15 protein-coding genes are annotated in these 17484 nt (G+C 62.0%); all 15 read left to right on the top strand.

From position 1 onward, the window contains the following. Positions 1-15: 15 nt before the first annotated feature. Positions 16-522: a GNAT family N-acetyltransferase gene (locus ACFQZG_RS21595; RefSeq protein ID WP_378156307.1), complete on the top strand. Its 507-nt coding sequence runs from the start codon at positions 16-18 to the stop codon at positions 520-522. A 24-nt stretch (positions 523-546) separates the two neighbouring features. Continuing rightward, positions 547-2739, top strand: coding sequence for an ATP-binding protein (locus ACFQZG_RS21590; protein WP_378156305.1), 2193 nt, complete (start codon positions 547-549; stop codon positions 2737-2739). 147 nt (positions 2740-2886) lie between these two features. Continuing rightward, positions 2887-3429: a Pvc16 family protein gene (locus tag ACFQZG_RS21585; protein WP_378156303.1), complete on the top strand. Its 543-nt coding sequence runs from the start codon at positions 2887-2889 to the stop codon at positions 3427-3429. Further along, entirely contained in the window at positions 3429-4223 is a 795-nt protein-coding gene (locus ACFQZG_RS21580) for a hypothetical protein (RefSeq protein WP_378156301.1), read from the top strand. The genes ACFQZG_RS21585 and ACFQZG_RS21580 overlap by 1 nt, the downstream gene beginning before the upstream one ends. A gap of 150 nt (positions 4224-4373) precedes the next feature. Then, positions 4374-6089 (top strand): phage tail sheath family protein, encoded by a 1716-nt coding sequence (locus ACFQZG_RS21575; RefSeq protein ID WP_378156299.1) that lies wholly within the window; start codon positions 4374-4376, stop codon positions 6087-6089. A gap of 137 nt (positions 6090-6226) precedes the next feature. Further along, a complete protein-coding gene (locus tag ACFQZG_RS21570; RefSeq protein ID WP_378156297.1) occupies positions 6227-6661 on the top strand; it encodes a phage tail protein in 435 nt (144 codons plus the stop codon). A gap of 115 nt (positions 6662-6776) precedes the next feature. Beyond that, positions 6777-7157 (top strand): phage tail assembly protein, encoded by a 381-nt coding sequence (locus ACFQZG_RS21565; protein WP_378156296.1) that lies wholly within the window; start codon positions 6777-6779, stop codon positions 7155-7157. Beyond that, positions 7097-7351, top strand: a complete 255-nt coding sequence (locus ACFQZG_RS21560; RefSeq protein WP_378156294.1) for a DUF6760 family protein — start codon at positions 7097-7099, stop codon at positions 7349-7351. The genes ACFQZG_RS21565 and ACFQZG_RS21560 overlap by 61 nt, the downstream gene beginning before the upstream one ends. A 6-nt stretch (positions 7352-7357) precedes the next feature. Beyond that, on the top strand, positions 7358-7786 hold the full coding sequence (locus ACFQZG_RS21555; protein ID WP_378156292.1) for a phage tail protein: 429 nt from the start codon (positions 7358-7360) through the stop codon (positions 7784-7786). Between the two features lie 64 nt (positions 7787-7850). After that, complete coding sequence (locus ACFQZG_RS21550) at positions 7851-11417, top strand: hypothetical protein (protein WP_378156290.1); 3567 nt, start codon at positions 7851-7853, stop codon at positions 11415-11417. Positions 11418-11445: 28 nt separating this feature from the next. Beyond that, positions 11446-12072, top strand: a complete 627-nt coding sequence (locus ACFQZG_RS21545; RefSeq protein ID WP_378156288.1) for a CIS tube protein — start codon at positions 11446-11448, stop codon at positions 12070-12072. Between the two features lie 7 nt (positions 12073-12079). Further along, positions 12080-13183 (top strand): phage late control D family protein, encoded by a 1104-nt coding sequence (locus tag ACFQZG_RS21540; RefSeq protein WP_378156286.1) that lies wholly within the window; start codon positions 12080-12082, stop codon positions 13181-13183. Next, complete coding sequence (locus ACFQZG_RS21535; protein ID WP_378156284.1) at positions 13183-13911, top strand: phage baseplate assembly protein V; 729 nt, start codon at positions 13183-13185, stop codon at positions 13909-13911. The genes ACFQZG_RS21540 and ACFQZG_RS21535 overlap by 1 nt, the downstream gene beginning before the upstream one ends. A 25-nt stretch (positions 13912-13936) precedes the next feature. Further along, positions 13937-14338 (top strand): GPW/gp25 family protein, encoded by a 402-nt coding sequence (locus tag ACFQZG_RS21530; RefSeq protein WP_378156282.1) that lies wholly within the window; start codon positions 13937-13939, stop codon positions 14336-14338. An 18-nt stretch (positions 14339-14356) separates the two neighbouring features. Further along, on the top strand, positions 14357-17461 hold the full coding sequence (locus tag ACFQZG_RS21525; RefSeq protein ID WP_378156280.1) for a baseplate J/gp47 family protein: 3105 nt from the start codon (positions 14357-14359) through the stop codon (positions 17459-17461). Positions 17462-17484: the final 23 nt, after the last annotated feature.

Raw genomic sequence — 17484 nt, 5'->3', positions numbered from 1 at the left:
TGGAGGAGGTGCGAGATGCGAATTACGGACACGGATGCCTATACGGTGGAACGCGTGAACAGCGAAGAAGAGGCGAGCCGGATCGTCGAGTTTCTGTTCTCGCAAGACTCGTTCGACGATAACCGGCATACGCCGGGCGAGGTGGAGCATTTCCGAAGCTTGCCTTATCGGGCGCTGCGGGGGGAACTCGTCCTCTGGCACGTCCGCGACGAAGAAGGGCGCGTGATCGCTATCAATTGCGTCGCGGAGAACGAGCAGCGAACCGGCGGTTATAGCTGGGATTATATCGTCGTTCATCGCGCTTACCGCAAGTCGGGCGTCGCGACGGCGCTCATCTCGGAGATGCTGTCGACGCTGCGCTCCGAAGGCGCGAGATACGTGATGACGTTCACGTGCAGCCTGCCCGAATACGCCTCGATTCGCAGGTTGTTCGCGAAGCACGGGTTTCGGCTGTACGGGACGTGCCCGGACTATTATTACGAGGGCGAAGACCGGTTGATCTACGGACTTCGGCTGGATTGACCGATTGCGAAGGAGAGCATGGACATGACGACGGCATTTCGCGACGGCCGCGAACATCTCGACGCGGAGCTTGAATGGCTGGACGCCGGTCTCGAGGCGCTCATGGTAATCGGGGGCGGCAAGCCGGACGCCGACCCGCTCGCGCAGACGGGAATGAGAGGTCTCGTGGTGACGGCGGCGGAGCTGGCGGATGTCCCCGAGGATCGGGGAGACGAATGGGAGAAGTACGCGAAGCGCAGACGGGATACGGAGCGGAAGATCGCCGAACGCGCGACCGCTTCATGGAACGAAGGGCTCGACCTGCCGATCGTGCGGCTCTGTCGGTCGCTTCGCCTCACGGTCTGGGAGAGGCGGTGCCTCGTGCTCTGCGTCGCGCCCGAGATACATCGCAAATACGAGAAGTGGTACGCCTACTTGAACGACGACGTCACGAACAAGGCGCCGACGCTGGACATCGCGCTGCGCCTCCTATGCGACTCCCCGGCCGAGGCGGCCTCCGCCCGCGCGGCGCTTAGCGGCAACTCGGCGTTCCGCTCGCTGCTGCTGGAGAAGGACGACGCGAAGCCGTTCGCCGATACGGGCCGGGCCGGACTGACTTCGGCGCTTCGGCTGGATCTCCGGACGGTCAGCTTCCTGCTCGGCTCGGAGCAGGCGGACGGCAGGCTGGCGGACGTGGCCGAAGCGTTCGCCCCGGCCTGGGTGGACAAGCTGCCGCCGGTCCCGGCGGACGACCGGGCGACGGCGGCGCTTGCCGGCTTGCGAGATTCGGACGTGTTGGGAGATTCCGTCCCGTTCGTCCATCTGTGGGGACAGCCGGGCATCGGCAAGAAGCTTCGCCTGTGGCGACTCGCTTCGGCCCGGCGTCAACGGCTGCTCGTCGTGCATGCCGATAGGCTGCCCTCGGATTCCGTCCGAGCGGCGGAATTGTTATTCGCGGCGGCGCGAGAGGCCGTCATGACGGACGCGGCGCTGTGCGCGTCCGAATCGATGGGGCACGCGCCGGGCACGGCGCCGAGGCACGAGGAGGGTTGGCGGGCAGCTTTCGCGACGTACGCGAGGTTCGCATCGCGGCCGCTCGCTTGCTGGACGTCGATCGCGAAGCGGCAGCCTGCGGAGCTGCCGTCCCTGCCGGGCTGCGTCCGGTACGAGGGATCGGTCGAGCCTCCGGGCGCTTCGGTGCGCGACATCTTCTGGCGGGCGGAAGCTTCCGAACGCGAGGAATGGGCGGAAGCTTCCGGCGAGCTGCTGAAGTCGCTCGCGGAGAAGTACAAGTTCACGCCCGGCCAGATCGCGCAGGCGTGGCGGCAGGCGTTGGCGCTCGCCGCGGGAAGGGGCGCGGACGCTCCTTCGCAGGAGGAGCTGGACGACGCTTCCCGCATGCAATACCGCCACCGTCTAGCCCAGTTGGCCGATCCGATCAAAGCCGCTCGCAAGCTCGGCGATCTGATTCTACCGCCTGAGCCGTTGGCGTTGATCAGGGAAGCCTGCAACCGGTTCCTCAACCGCGAGACGGTGTTCGAGCGGTGGGAGTTCGGCCGCAAGCTGCCGTACGGCAAAGGGCTTAGCCTGCTGTTGGCCGGCCCTCCGGGGACGGGCAAGACGATGGCGGCGGAGATCATCGCGGGTGAGCTCGGCCTGGAGCTGTACCGCATCGACCTGTCGCGCATCGTGAGCAAGTATATCGGAGAGACGGAGCAGCGGCTCAGCGAGCTGTTCGCGGAGGCGGAGAACAGCGGGGCGATCCTGTTCTTCGACGAAGGGGACGCGCTGTTCGGCAAGCGGACAGAAGTGAAGGACGCGCACGACAAGTACGCCAACATGGAAGCGGCGTATTTGCTGCAGCGGATCGAGGCGTACGACGGCGTCGCCATTCTGGCGACGAACTTGATCAACAACATGGATGAAGCGCTCATCCGGCGGATGACGTTCATTATCCAGTTCCCGTTCCCAGGCATCGAGGAGAGGGAGCGCATCTTGCGAAACCATTTGCCGGCGGCTGCGCCGTTGTCGGGAGATCTCGACATGCGCTTCCTGGCCGAACGGCTCGAGGTGTCCGGCGGCTACCTGAAGAACATCGTTCTCGCGTCGGCGTTCCTCGCGTCGGCGGACGGAACGGCGATCGGAATGACGCATTTCGTGAAGGCGGCGCGGCAAGAGCTTCGGAAGATGGGGAAAATTTTGGTTAAAGAATCTTTTTTTCCATATTTCGTGGAGTAAAACGAACAATCTCGTAGTCAAGGCGAATAATGGTAGTTATAATAGAAGAAGCGTGGATTATCATGCTTCCTATCGAATTATGACGATTGTTGCGGAGGAGGGGTCGACATCGGAGGCTATACGGTCATCGCGGATACCGGCGCCAGCTTGCTGAAGCTGTTGCGAGAGCAATTATGTCCCGACCCGGTACCCAGACCCGAACTCATCGGCATCGCGTCCCCCGTCGACAAAGGCGACCTCGCCCTGTCGCTCTATCTGTTCAGCGTAAGGGAGAACGGGGAGTCCAGGCGGAACGATCTGATCGCTCAGGGCGGAGTGCTCAAGTTCCCGCCGCTCGCGGTCGACTTGCACTACTTGATAACGGCGCATTCCTCGGCGGACGTCCTATCCCGCGCGTTGGACGAGCACCGGATCCTGGGCCGGACGATGCAGGTGCTGTACGACAACGCCTTGCTTCGGGGGGCCTATCTGGAAGGCACGCTCGCCGATAATCAAGAGGACCTGCGAATTGCGTCGGAGAGCTACTCGTCGGATCAGCTCGCCCAAGCGTGGCAGTTCGGCGACACGCCGTACAAGCTGTCCATGATGTATCGGGTCGGACCGGTGATGCTGGAATCGAACCGAGTTAAACCCGGGCCGCGCGTCATCGAGAGACGGATCACGCTGCAGGACAAAGGCGGGGGCGGTTGATGGGGAACGAGACGACAACGTTCGTGAACCGGTGCGCGCTCGTCGTAAGAGCCGTAGACCTGTGGACGGGCAAGGAGCCTGCGCCGGCATCGATCCGCGTCGGCATTCGCGGCCACAACCGCGCGCCGCTTCGCACGAGCGACGGAAGCTATGCTTTCCTCGACTACGCGTACGACCGGTGCATGGTAACCGTCTCTTCTCCCGATTATCTCGATTACGAACGGGAGATAGAGCTGCGGGACGGGGTTCCGATTCTGACCGCCGGATTGATGCCGAGCAAGGTCCGATCGGTTCCCGCTGGCGCCGCAGGGCTGCGCTTCCGGATCGTCGACGAAGCGACCGGGAGGCCGGTCAAGGACGCCGAAGTGCGCGCCTACGTCGACGACGACCGAGCGATCTGCGGACGCATCGCCGACGATCAGGCCGTTAGCGGCGCGCCGGAAGTGCGCGTTTCGCCGGCGACGATCAAGCTGTTGCCGGGCGACTCGTTCGTCCTGCGCGCGAAAGACGGCGCCGCGGACTGGTCGAGCGTATCGGCGTTCGCCGATACCGCCGGCGGAGAAGTAGTCGCGCTGTCATCGCCGCTCGGCCGGACATGGCCGCGCGGAGAGCGGCTGCTGCTCGCGTCCGTCACCCGAAGCGAAGCGGACGGGACGGTCACCGTTCCGTTCCGGGGCATTCTTCCGACGGAGTTCCAGACCGTCGTCGAAGTAAGATCGGGAGACCGGAAGACGGCGGCGAGACTGTCGGGAGGCGGCGGAGAGATCCGGCGGGCTCCCGACGTGCGAATTTGAACATGGTGCGTGACGTCGGTTAGAGCGGCATGCCGCATTCGGCCGGCTAAATTATAAAGTTCATTCCAGAGAGGAGGAACTGGCAAGCCCGACCTGCGAACAACAAGCGTTGCATACATTCTAGAACGTACATAGGGGGAGCCGGGAAACATGGCAGAGTATTTGTCGCCTGGGGTATACGTGGAAGAGTTCGAGAGCGGCTCGAAGCCGCTAGAAGGGGTGAGCACGAGCACGGCGGGGTTCATCGGCCTTGCTCAAAGAGGCGCCGTCGAAGGACTGCCGCTTCTGATCACCAGTCCGGCCGATTTCCAGCGCAACTTCGGTACGTATTTGTCCGAGAGCGCTTATGGCGGATATCGTTTTTTGGCGTATGCGGTAGACCAGTTCTTCACGAACGGCGGTTCGCGCTGTTACGTCATGCGCGTCGCTCCGTCTGACGCCAAAGCCGCGTCCAACGAAGACGGGGAAGCGTCCGCGCTATCCATCGTCGCCAAGAACCCGGGTACTTGGGGTAACTTGATCAAAGTCATCGCGACGGAAGCCAGCAAGGCGAAGACGCAGATCTACGCGGCTAACGGCAAACGGTACCGCGTCAAGAACGCGGGCGGATTCTTCGCCGGCGACGTCGTGGCGTTCAACGCCGGCGACGAAGTGCAGTACAACCGCGTCGTCACCGTGCAAGACAACGAGATCGAGCTGGCGGACGAGCTGTCCGGCGACGTCGTGGACAACGCTCTGTTGCCTACGAAAGTGCTCTCGACTTCCGAGTTCACGCTGAACGTCGTTTACGGCGACGAAGTGGAGACGTTCGAGAAGGTAAGCCTGAATCCGGAAGCTCCAAGCTTCGTGGATAAAGTAGCCGGCCGTTCGAACCTCGTCACGATCGCCGCGCGGACGGTATCTACCGAAGCGGTAGCGCCGTTCGATACGGTTACGGGCCTTGGCGCATCCGGCAAGCTGGAGTTCGTCCTCGCGGGCGGCAGCGACGGCGCCGTATCCGGCATCTCGCCTTCCGACTTCATCGGCGAAGACCGCGGCCCTGGACGCCGTACCGGCATCCAAGCGTTCATCGATAACGACGTCGTCAGCCTGATGGCGATTCCGGGCGTTACGGATCCGAACGTTCAATTGTCCCTCGTGGCGCATTGCGAGAACCTGAGAAGCCGCTTCGCGATTCTCGATATCCCTCGCGAGAAGACGAAGGTCGCGGACGTCATCACCCACCGCAACCTGTTCGATTCGAGCTACTGCGCGCTGTACAATCCGTGGCTGTCGGTATTCGATCCGCTGGACAAACGCAACATTTTCGTTCCTCCGTCGGGCACGATCGCGGGCATCTACTCCCGTTCCGATACGACGAGAGGCGTGCAGAAGGCTCCGGCCAACGAAGTGCTGCGCGGCGTCGTCGGCCTCGACGTGCAATACAACAAAGGCGAGCAGGACATTCTTAACCCGATCGGCGTGAACCTGATCCGCTCCTTCACGGGACAAGGCATCCGCGTATGGGGCGCCAGAACGGCAAGCTCCAACACGCTGTGGAAATACGTCAACGTTCGCCGTCTGTTCATCTTCCTGGAAGAGTCCATCAAAGCCGGCACGAACTGGGTCGTCTTCGAACCGAACAACGAGCAGCTGTGGGCTCGCGTGCAACGGACGATCGACGCGTTCCTTACGCGCGTATGGCGCGGCGGCGCACTGATGGGTTCGAGCGCTTCCGAAGCGTTCTATATCGATATCGGGCGCTCCACGATGTCGCAGGACGACATCGACAACGGCCGTCTCATCTGCGTCATCGGCGTCGCGCCGGTTAAACCGGCCGAGTTCGTCGTATTCCGCTTCACGCAGAAGACGGGCGACGGGGCATAAGGTGACGGAGGTCATGTACGCAGCGCCTCGCGATAAGCGAGGTGCCGAGCGTAATCGTGATCGCGACCTGCAACAGCAGCGGCTTTGAACAGGCGCCCGCGCAGCGGGCCTAACCATAGGATCGGAAGGGGATATCAATGGCAGGCGAACGCAATGATCCATACCGCAATTTTAGATACCGCGTCGAGATCGAAGGGCTTCAGCAAGCCGGTTTCAGCGAAGTAACCGGATTCGACGCATCGTTCGACGTCGTTCAATACCGTAACGGCGACGACGTCATCACGCCTCGCAAAATGCCGGGCTTGGCCCGCTACAGCAACATCACGCTCAAATGGGGCGCAACGGAATCGATGGAGCTGTGGGAGTGGGTTCAAGAGTGCCTCGAGGGCACGATCGAACGCAAGACGGTTACGATCATCGCCATCGACGAAGAAGGCGGCGACGTCGCGACGTGGCAAGTCATCGAAGCTTGGCCGACGCGTTACACTGCACCGAGCTTCAACGGCTCCGGCGCGGAAGTCGCGATCGAGCTGCTCGAGCTCGCGCACGAAGGCATGTTGCGCACGGCGTAAGATTTCGTAAGAGCAAGGCGTTATCTATTTACAGTTTCATGCAGAAAACAAGGGAGGCCCTCTCTCTTGTTTTCTGTGTTTATAAACAGAATTACGGAAGCGAGGAATACGCACGATGGCGTTCGAAACCGAATATGAATTTGAACTTCCCCGCGGCTTCGTGGACGATCACGGCAATCTCCATAAGCGCGGCGTCATGCGATTGGCTACCGCGGCCGACGAGATTCTTCCGATGAAAGACCCGCGCGTGCAGCAGAACCCCGGCTATTTGACGGTCATCTTGCTGGCCCGCGTCGTGACGAAGCTCGGAGATTTGAAGCATCTCGATACGAAGACGATCGAGAAGCTGTTTACCGCGGATCTCGCATACCTGCAAAATCTGTACCGCCACATTAACGACATGGACCCGCCGAGATTGCAAACGTCCTGTCCGAAATGCGATCACGAGTACGAGGTAGAAGTCGATTTTTTATCCGTAACGGAGGGCCTCTCGTAGGATACCCGGCAGACCGGATCTACGAGGAAGTCGGCTTCATTTCTTATTATTTTCATTGGGCCCATGACGACGTCATGAACATGGACCACCGCGAGCGGCGCAGGTGGTGCGACGAAATATCGAAAATCAACAAAAAGCTGAACGACGAGCCGGATAGCAAAGCCAACGTGTTCGACGTGTTCGGGAAGAGGTGACGATAGGTGGCGGCAATCATCGGCGCTTACCGCTTCGCGGTAGAGCTGGACGGCATGCTGGTCGCGGGATTCTCCGAGGTCATCGGGCTGGAATCCCAGACGGAGTTCGAAGAATATCGCGAAGGCGGCGTGAACGGATACGTGCACCGGCTGCCGAAGGGCGTGCGTACGCCTCCGATCGTGCTGCGCAGAGGCATCTCGTCTTCGCAAGAGCTGTGGTCGTGGTACGACTCGGCTTCGCAGGGACGCGTCACGCGCAAGAGCGGTTCGATCATTCTGTACAAGCAAGACGGTACCGAGCTGTTGCGGTGGAACTTCTTCGAGGCTTATCCGGTGAAATGGTCCGGGCCTTCGCTGAACGCCGCCGCGAGCGACGTCGCCGTCGAAGCGGTGGAGCTCGTGCACAACGGCATTAAGGCGATCTATAAGCCCTAATAGTCATTACACCGATCGCGGCAATATGAAACAGTCATTCCGACGATAAAAGGAGGGGTTGCGCATGCGGAAGCTTCAGTCGACGTTCGAAACGAACGGATCGCGAGCGATCGTCGTTCCAAAGACGTTCTCGTCGGACATTGCCGGCAAATACGGAGCGATGAAACGCGGCGCGCAAAAGAACCGAACCTCCTTAGTCTATCGAACGGCATCGGCCGATAAGAAGAAATCGCAGCGCGAGAAGCCGACGACGATCGTACGGGTGCAAGTGAACATGCCGCAGCCGGCTCCGATCGTAAAGGTGCAAGAGACGAAGATCATCCGCGAGCGAGTCGTCGTGAAGGACAATCCCGCGAACATACCGGACGTTCAACGGGAACGGGCGGAGCGCGAGAAGCCGGTCGTACGCGAACGCATCGTCGAACGGGACAAACCGGTCGTGCGGGAGCGCATCGTAGAGCAAGAGAAGCAAGTCGTCCGGGACAGAATCGTAGAGCAAGAGAAGCAAGTCGTCCGGGACAGAATCTTAGAGAGAGAGAAATCTCCGGTTGTAAGAGAGCGTATCGTCGAACGGGATAAGCCGGTCGTACGAGAACGTATCGTAGAGCGGGAGAAGTCGCCGAATACGAGACAACGCGCCGTCGATCGCGAGAAGACGCCCTTCGCGCAAGCGCGCTTGGCGGACCGATTAACGAGAATGATTGAATCCGCTCGTAACGAGAACAAGTCAAGCCGGAAAGCTCTGAAGCCGGCGGAACGCCGGGAACGGATTAGCCGGATTTTCAACGAACAGTCGACGGCAAGAGAACTCGCATTCCGCTTGTTGGAAGAGGCGACGCATCTTACCGACGAAAGTCCGACGGGCGAGGATACCGCGATGGCAGGTTCGCCTCTTGGAACGGACGGAACGTCGCCTAGACGGCAATCGCAGGCAGCGCGACAGAGCCGTAACATGATCAACGCTAGAAAAGGTTCAATCGAACCTCCTACATATAAGCAAAAATCCGCGAACGCCGCGCAACAGCGTATTCGCATCTCTCAGCGCAACGGCGCATCGAGGCCTTGGAGCGCCGTCGTTATGATCAACCGGAGCAGGGCGGAACGGTTGAAGCCGCAGGATCGGCTCGCGCCTATGCCGAACGTCGTCTGGAAGCTTGCGACGCAGCAACGATTCGCCGACAGGTATATCGAGTCTCGCGGCAGCGAGACGGTACGAGAGGTCGCCAGACGCGATTCCGCGGAACGAGCGCGAGAGGCATCGTCGCCTAACGGCGAGGGAGCTGCGTCGAGAGAAATTCGTCGCATCGCCGAGGAAAGACAGGAACGGCAAGAGCGGCAGGCGAATGTCGCCGACAGGGGGACGACTTCCGAAGCGACGGCGATCTCGGGCGATACGCAAAGACCATCCAAAGCGGATGCTCAGTCCTCGCAACGGGATGGGGCGGGCAGAGGCAAGCCGATCGACAGGCTTGAGCTTGACCGGAATCTGCTCGGAGACGAGCCGACGACCGATGAGGTGACCGTAACGACATCCGGGGGATTACCGCCATTATCGGCATCGCTGCCGATTCGATTGCGCGTGGTCGGTACGGATGGGATAACGGTTCGCTTGTTATCGGCGAAAGCGGAGCGTCTGGGCGCTACTCTGTTCCTGCGGGGACGAGCCGACCCGGCATCGCGATCGATGGAGTCGCCTTCCGCATCCAGACTTATTCTAAGAAAACTCGCGTCTAGCACGGACACTTTCGCGACCGCGAAGCGCGCACCATTGAGGGGCGATACGCCCTCGCAATCAACGGCTCCCTCGGCAACGGGCAACGCGATGCTTAACCTTGCGGAGACAGCGCGCACCCCAAGCTTGCGGGATTCGGCGGGCACGCCTGTCTCGAACGCTCCGAACGCATCGGGCAACCGTTCGGCGAACGGAACGGACTTCGGGCTTTCGCCGAACGCCGCCAACGCTCCGAACAACCCGCGTTCGCAGAACTCGCGGAACTCGCAGACCGTTGCGGATGCGGTGAACGAGGCCGGCTTACGGAAGGAAGCGGTTAAGATTGGCGCATTAAACGTCGGCGATTCGGCTTCCTCGCCGAGCGCCGTCCGCATGCCGATCTCCGCGCGAACGGTCGTACGTCGCAGCGTGACGGGCGGCACCGTCAAGACGCCGCCTAGAGCGACGCCCGCGGGCACGATCGTGCACGCTTCCAAGCGGTGGCTGGCCGCCGCTCATCGGGCGCAGCGGAATAACAACGGCCTTGCATCCGCGTCAGCCGGACGACAACCGAATGCGGCAACCGCTGATCCGAGCGCGTCGCCTCCTGCTCGAAGCTCGGCATCGAACGCCGCTTCGACGACGTTGCGCAATCAACGCAACAACGCCGCCGTTTCCGTTTCCGGCGCCGGAGCAGCATCGGCACGCCATACGAATGCAGCCGGCCCCGGCGCAGAGACGCGTTTCACGAACGTCGCCGGTCAAGCAACGGGACGAACCGCACCCGGAGCCGACGCTCAGGCATCGGCCGCCGCGGATTCGAACATGATGCATGCCGCGGCCGGCGGGACGAACGATAACGCCGCCCCCGCCTTGAATACGACGAACGCCGCGATAACAACGCCTGACGCCGCCAACTCGTTAGCGCCGGACACCGGCGAGACGATCGCCTCAGCCAAGCTGTCGCGGCGCAAGCAAGCTCGCATGCCCGAATTGATGCATCGCGAACCGGGAGAGGCTGCCAAGGCCGAAGAAGCCGAAAGGGCAGTCGCCGATCCGGCAACGAGCCAGCCCGGGCAAACGGCGGCGGTCCGGCCGAGCGCCGGAACGGAGGAGCTCGCGGCAAGCGAAGAACTCCCCGTGCGCGCCCGCCCGATCGAACGCTCTGGCGAATCGCCGGCGATCCGGTTCACGTTCCGCAATCGGCCGATCGATTCGGCAGGTTCGAACAAACCCGCGAGCGCGGGAAGCGCAGCTCGACGACAATCCGTGCCGCAAGCGCGCATTTCGGCTCGACCAACCAGGGAGAGCCTGCCATCCGCGGCGAGGGACGAAGGCGGCACGCTGCAGGGAACGCGCGCGACGCTTGTCGCCCGCAGGCGCGCGGAAGCCGGACCACGCAACGCGTCGATGATCCAGCGCTTAAGTCCGCGCTCCGTTGCGACCGCGAATGGCCCGATGACCGCCGCGGGAGCCACTCGATCGCCTTCACTCGCCTCGAGCCTGATGCGAGAACGCGCGCCGATGACGACTTTGTTGTATCCGGATACGGGCGCAATGTCGGACTCGCTGCAAGGTCATGAGGCGAACACATCTTACGTCGCGCAACCGATGGCGCCGATGACGACGCTGCGTCGCCAACAACAGCAGCAAGCCTCGGGCCGGACTAGCGCGAAGGCGAGCGCCGCGCCCGCGCCGGCCGCGATGGAACTGCGTCGCCAAGCGACGCCCCAAACCCCTCCGCCGGCCGAACCTGCGCCCGCCGCCGTTACGGTGGAAGCGCCGCCGAGCATCGACGCGAAGCAGCTGCAGAAGGCGATCGAATCGATGCCGCAGCTCCATCCCGATCAACTGGCGGACCGGGTATATACGGCTTTAATGAAGAAGATGAAGTTCGAACAACGGCTACGCGGATTTTAACGGCAATTGAGGAGGAGGGTCCCGGAACATGTCGCTCACCAAAGCCAAAGTCATCATCATCAAGAGCAATAGCCAAGAGACGGTCGACGTCCTGTTCAATCCGAGCGAGTACGTGCTGCAATCGGGCAATACGTTCTCCTGGCATACGATACCGGGGCTGCAGGCTCCCGTCGCGCAGTTCGTGAGCGGCGAAGCGACGACGCTGACGATGGACCTGTTCTTCGATACGTACGAGAAGGGCACCGACGTGCGCGCGCATACGGCCAAGATCGCCGGGCTGCTCAACGTCGACAACGACCTGCACGCGCCGCCGAAATGCCGGTTCGTGTGGGGCTCGCTCGACTTCAAAGGGGTCGTCGAGAAGGTGCAGCAGCGGTTCACGATGTTCCTCGGTACCGGCATTCCGGTGCGCGCGACGCTGAACGTCACGTTCCGCGCCGTGCAATCGATGACCGAGCAGTACCAGAACGTGCCCCGCCAGAGCGCCGACCGGACGAAGCAGACGACGCTGAAACAGGACGAGCAGCTGTGGATGCTCGCGACGGCCGAATACGAGGACCCGGGCCAGTGGCGGGCGATCGCCGAGGCGAACGGGATCGACAATCCGCGCAAGCTGCCCGTCGGACGCAAGCTGACTATCCCAAGGCTGGAGTGAGGCTGCCGTGGCAGGAACGATCAAATTCGATACGACGACATACACGATGCAGGCGCTCGAGACGAAGTACCGCGATTTTTTCTCGCCTGCGTTCGATATTAGCATAGACGGTCAAAGCTTCACCTTGCAGAACATCGCCGTATCCACCGTCAAGGTGGACACGACGACGGACGCGCGGGCGGATTCGTTCACATTCGTCGTGGACAACGCCTATGATGCCGTGGAACGCAAGTTCAAGTGGGTCGGTTCCCTCATCGAAGTCGGCAAGACGTGCACGATCACGATGGGGTATACGGACAAACTGGAGACGGTATTCGACGGCATCATCACGAGCGTATCGCTCGATTACCCGGCGGACGGCCTACCGACCGTCTCCGTGCAGGGCATGGACCGCTCTTTCCTTATGATGAGAAGCGTCAAGTCCAACCTGTGGCTGAACAAGAAGGTAAGCGACGTCGTCAAGATCATCGGCGGCAAGTACGGCTTGCAGATGGCCGTCGACGACACGGGCACGCCGAAGCCGACGATCGAGCAGTTGAAGACGAGCGATTTTCACTTCTTGAAGTCGTTGGCCGAGGAGACGAACCACGAGTTTTTCGTCATCGGGAAGAAGCTGTACTTCCGCAAACCGAACCCGTCGGCGGCAGCCGTCGTCACGCTCATGTACGGCAAAAACCTGCGAAGCTATCATACGACCGTGGACATCTCGAACCAAGTGAGCCAGATCATCGTGCGCGGTACCGATCCGAAGACGCGCGTGCCGTTCCAAGCCGCGTCGAATTCGGTTGCCATTATCGGCACGAACGGCAAGACGGGCAAGGACATCATGGGCGCTCTCTCGAGCCACCTCGTCGAGACGGTGTACAGCGACGTGGCGACGCAGGCCGAGGCGCAGACGCTGGCGAATTCGATGCTGAACGAACGGGCGATGGATCTGGTGACCGGCGAGGGAGAGTGCATCGGAATCCCCGAGATGCGCGCCGGACGTCACATTAAGCTGGAAGGCCTCGGCCCGAAGTTCAACCAGCTGCTCGCGCTGAGCGGCGTCGTGCACACGATCGACAATCGAGGGTTTCTCACGACATTCAACGTAGAAGGGAACGCGATCTGATGTCTAGCTTTTTCCCCATGGGACAGGATTCTTCCCCTTCCTCGGGCAGCGCCGGCACGATTAACGGCGTGATGGTCGCCACCGTCACGAACATCAACGACCCGGAGAAGCTCGGCCGGGTGAAGCTGAAGTTCCCGGTCCGGGAGAACGAGCACGAGACCGACTGGGCGCCGATCGCTTCGATGATGACCGGCAGCGCGATGGGCACGATGTTCATTCCTGACGTCGGGGACGAAGTGCTCGTGGCGTTCCACCTCGGGCATCTGAACCAGCCGTTCGTCATCGGCTCGCTGTGGAATTCGCAGAAGAAGCCGCCGACGTACGAGCAGACGAACAAGATTCGGAAGATCCAGACGAAGAAGGGCCACGAGCTGATTTTCGACGATAACGATTCCGCCGCTAAGATTACGCTGAAGACGCCGGACGGGCATAAGATCGAGTTCGACGACCAGAAGGACACGATCAAGATGTTGACGTCGACGGGTAACCAAGAGGTGTCGGTGACCGGAGGCTCGAGCGGCAACGTGACGGTCAAATGCGGCTCCAGCAAAATCGAAATCACGCAGACCGGCGACATTACGATCAACGCGACGAAGGCGGTCACGATCAAAGGGCCGCAGATCAGCGTGGAAGCGACGGCGAAGCTGTCGCTGGCGGCCAGCGGCGCGGTGGAAATCAAGTCGGACGGCCTCCTGACGCTCAAAGGCGCAATGGTCAAAATCAATTGACGACGGACGGAAGGAGTACGGGACGATGAGCGCATCATTCCTCGGCCGGGGGTGGAAGTTCCCGGTGCAAGTAGACAGGGCGACCGGTCGGTTCCTCCTCTCCGAAGGCGAAGAGGACATCGCGGAGGCGATCGGCATCATTCTGAAGACGTCCAAAGGCGAGCGCGTCATGCGTCCGGACTTCGGGTGCGGGCTGAACGAATTCGTGTTCGGCACGACGGACGAGACGACGATGCGGCTGCTCGAGACCGATATCCGGCAGGCGCTTACCGTGTGGGAACCCCGGGTGACGGACGTCGAAGTCGAAGCGACTCTCGACGAGGCGAGGCCCGGACGGCTGCTGATCAGCATCACTTACGTCGTGAGATCGACGAACAACCTGTTCAACCAGGTGTATCCGTTCTATCTGGAAGAAGGAACGAATTAAGCGGGAGAGACGATCGCTATGAGAACTGGAGCTTGGCAGCAAGGAGCGGGGCGTCTGGCCCCGGCGCTCGACGATAGGGACCTCGACGCGCTCGTCGCTCAGATGAAGGCGATGGTGCCGCATTATACGCCGGAGTGGCGATTCTCGCCGGAAGACCCGGACGCGGGGTCCGCGCTGTTCTTCTTAGCGGCGCAGATGCTCGGCGACAACGTGAAGCGGCTCAACCAAGCGCCGCTGAACAACTTCATCGCGTTCCTCGACTTGCTTCGAGTGAAGCTGCAGCCGGCGCGTCCCGCGAGGGCGAGCGTGACGTTCAAGCTGAACGAAGGCGTGCGGGAGCCCGTGTACGTACCCGGCGGAACGCAGTTGACGGCGGCGGTGGACGACGGGGGAGAGGACGTGCCGTTCGAGACGGAAACGGCGCTGCTCGTGACACCCGCGAAGCTGACGGAGCTGTTCAACGTGCATCCGGAACGGGACGCGATCGTGCATGCGGCGACCGACTACGAGACGGGCCTAGCGGCCGGAACCGTAGGCGAGCTGCCGCTCTTCGACGTCGACGGGACGAACATGCAGGAGCATGCGTTCTATATTCGTCACGACGAGCTGTTCTGGATGGACCGCCCCGCTATCGTGACGCTGAAGGTACATAACGCGGACAAGCAGTATTTGGAGAACGACGTCGCCGCGCTGCTCGCCCGCGAGAGCGTATTCGAATGGTCGTACTTCGGCAAGTCCGGTCAATGGGTGCCGTTCGAGAAGGCGACCGCTTACGGCTCGGAGCTCGCGCTCCGCAAGCAATCCGCCGGCGCCGCCTTGCTAACGGCCGTGAACGGAACGGAAGGACGCTGGATTCGCTGCCGGCTGCGGCCGGAGCTTGACGCGGAACGGAAGCTGGAAGCGCTGCGCGCGATGCCGCCGATGGATCGGATCCTGATGCACGCGGTGCACGACAGGAAGACGGATCCCGGAGGCATACGGCCGACCGATCTGTACTTCAACGACATGGAGCTGGACAAGGCCGGGTATTATCCGTTCGGCGAGCATTTCATGCCGTATTCGGTATTCTATATCGGCTGCGCGGAAGCGTTCACGAAGCGAGGCAGCCGCCTGAAGCTGTCGTTCAAGGCGAAGAGCGTGCCGAACGGGCTGCGGATGGGACCGGATCCGGAGATCCGCTGGCGGATGGTCATGCGCAAGGCCGACTTCGATAAGAAGCCGCCGCAGCGCTTGTTCATCCGCAAGACGATCTGGGAATATTGGAACGGCGAAGGTTGGATGAAGCTTCCCGAGAGCGGGAAGTACGAGGAGCTGTTCGTAGGGGTTCCGGAAGCCGGCGCGGGCTACGAGCTGGACTTTCCGTGTCCCGAGGATTTGTCGGCGACGTACGTGAACGGCCGGGAAGACCGTTGGATCCGGGTGCGCGTGCTGCAGACCGATCCGGTAACGGATCCGCTCGTCGAATACATGAGCCCGTTCCTGGAAGACACTTCGTTCACCTATCGCTATGCCGGGGACGTCCGATTGTCGCCCGACGGCGCGCAGGCGTTCAATAACGCCGATTGGCGCGACGTCGGCACGATGGTTCGCCAGGTCGGACAGACGTTCAAGCCGTTCGAACCGATTCCGTGCCCGGCTCCGGCCGTCTACTTCGGTTTCGATATGGCGCCCGTTAAAGGACCGATCCGCATTCATTTCACGCTTGGCCGCAGGCAACCGCCGGACGGCGATCCGCCTTGGGTAGAGTGGGAAGCTTACGTCCGGTCGACGAGCGGTCAATGGGGCTGGGAGACGCTGCGAACGTCGGACGGCACGAGCGGGTTCACCGATTCCGGGGAGCTGCAATTCGTCGGACCGCCGAACATGGCGCCGGCTTCGCTGTTCGGACTCGAACGGGCCTGGCTTCGCGCGGTGAACCGCGACGGCCGCTACGGCGCTCCCGGCGCGAGTCTGCCTGGCGTAGACGCGATTCGCCGCAATTCCGTCACGGCGGTTCAACAACTATCGATTCGTCAGGAATATCCGGAGCCGCGCGGCGACGGTTACGTCCTATCTAGCACGCCGGTTATCGGACAAGACATCTGGGTGGACGAAACGGGCAGCGTGGACGAGCACGAGCTTAACCGCTTGCTCGAGGAGCATCCCGACCGCTTCGAGGCGCATCGGGACAGCGACGGGCAAATTCAACGGTTATGGGCGTTATGGCAGGAAGTGCCGGCGTTGACGACGTCGGGTACGCACGACAGGCATTATACGATCGACGCGGCTTCCGGGGTCATCGCGTTCGGCGACGGCGCGCGCGGCATGACGCCTCCGCTCGTCGGCGGGGACAAGATCCGCGCGAATTACCGGGTTACCGAAGGTGCGCGCGGCAACGTTGCGGCCGGCGAGCTGAACGGTATCATGGGCGCGATCGCATTCGTGGAGCGCGTCGTCAACGCGGCGGCGGCGACCGGCGGCGGCAACGCGGAACCGCTGGAGCGCGCTCTCGTCAGAGGCCCTCAGGCGCTGAAGCATCGGGGGCGGGCGGTGTCCGCGGCTGACGCGGAATGGATCGTGAGGGAGCTGGAGCCCGGCATCGACAAGGTGAAGTGCTTGCCGAACCGGGACGCGAAGCTAAGATCCCGACCGGGATCGGTCGCGATCGTCGCGCTTCCGCCGGGCGGAACGGACGGCGCGAGCCGGTTCGCCGGCACGAGGAAGCGGCTGGCGCGCGAGCTGCTCGCCCGCGTGCCGAATCTGCTGACCGCCGGAGGCCGCCTGCACGTAATGGCGCCGGCGTACTTGGAAATATCCGTCGTCGCGACGATATCCGTCGAGTCGCCGGAAGACGTTATGCCGGCCGAAGCGGCGTGCACCGAAGTGCTTAATCGCTACTTGGACACGCAAGCGGGCCAACTGGACGGGCAAGGCTGGAGCATCGGCGAGTATGCGCATCCGTCCGCGTTCTACGGCTTGCTGCAAGGCGTCCGCGGCGTTCGGCGGGTGGAGCTGTTGCATTTGAGCGTCATGCGCATCGAGAACGGGACGCAGGTCGAGATGGCGTCCGACGATATGAAGAGCGTGCTTCACGGAATCGTGACGGGAGGCAAGCATCGCGTCACCGTCGTGCTAGGATCATAGATCGATTGTCGATAGAAGGAGGG

The sequence above is a fragment of the Cohnella sp. GCM10027633 genome (assembly GCF_042675445.1).
Classification (GTDB): Bacteria; Bacillota; Bacilli; order Paenibacillales; family Paenibacillaceae; genus Cohnella.
This window is presented reverse-complemented; position numbering and strand designations above follow the sequence as displayed.

Bases quoted from the DNA above. Each gene is read 5' to 3' on its own strand.
- ACFQZG_RS21595 (WP_378156307.1), top strand. From the start codon at position 16: ATGCGAATTACGGACACGGATGCCTATACGGTGGAACGCGTGAACAGC.
- ACFQZG_RS21590 (WP_378156305.1), top strand. From the start codon at position 547: ATGACGACGGCATTTCGCGACGGCCGCGAACATCTCGACGCGGAGCTT.
- ACFQZG_RS21580 (WP_378156301.1), top strand. From the start codon at position 3,429: ATGGGGAACGAGACGACAACGTTCGTGAACCGGTGCGCGCTCGTCGTA.
- ACFQZG_RS21575 (WP_378156299.1), top strand. From the start codon at position 4,374: ATGGCAGAGTATTTGTCGCCTGGGGTATACGTGGAAGAGTTCGAGAGC.
- ACFQZG_RS21570 (WP_378156297.1), top strand. From the start codon at position 6,227: ATGGCAGGCGAACGCAATGATCCATACCGCAATTTTAGATACCGCGTC.
- ACFQZG_RS21565 (WP_378156296.1), top strand. From the start codon at position 6,777: ATGGCGTTCGAAACCGAATATGAATTTGAACTTCCCCGCGGCTTCGTG.
- ACFQZG_RS21560 (WP_378156294.1), top strand. From the start codon at position 7,097: ATGCGATCACGAGTACGAGGTAGAAGTCGATTTTTTATCCGTAACGGA.
- ACFQZG_RS21550 (WP_378156290.1), top strand. From the start codon at position 7,851: ATGCGGAAGCTTCAGTCGACGTTCGAAACGAACGGATCGCGAGCGATC.
- ACFQZG_RS21545 (WP_378156288.1), top strand. From the start codon at position 11,446: ATGTCGCTCACCAAAGCCAAAGTCATCATCATCAAGAGCAATAGCCAA.
- ACFQZG_RS21535 (WP_378156284.1), top strand. From the start codon at position 13,183: ATGTCTAGCTTTTTCCCCATGGGACAGGATTCTTCCCCTTCCTCGGGC.
- ACFQZG_RS21530 (WP_378156282.1), top strand. From the start codon at position 13,937: ATGAGCGCATCATTCCTCGGCCGGGGGTGGAAGTTCCCGGTGCAAGTA.
- ACFQZG_RS21525 (WP_378156280.1), top strand. From the start codon at position 14,357: ATGAGAACTGGAGCTTGGCAGCAAGGAGCGGGGCGTCTGGCCCCGGCG.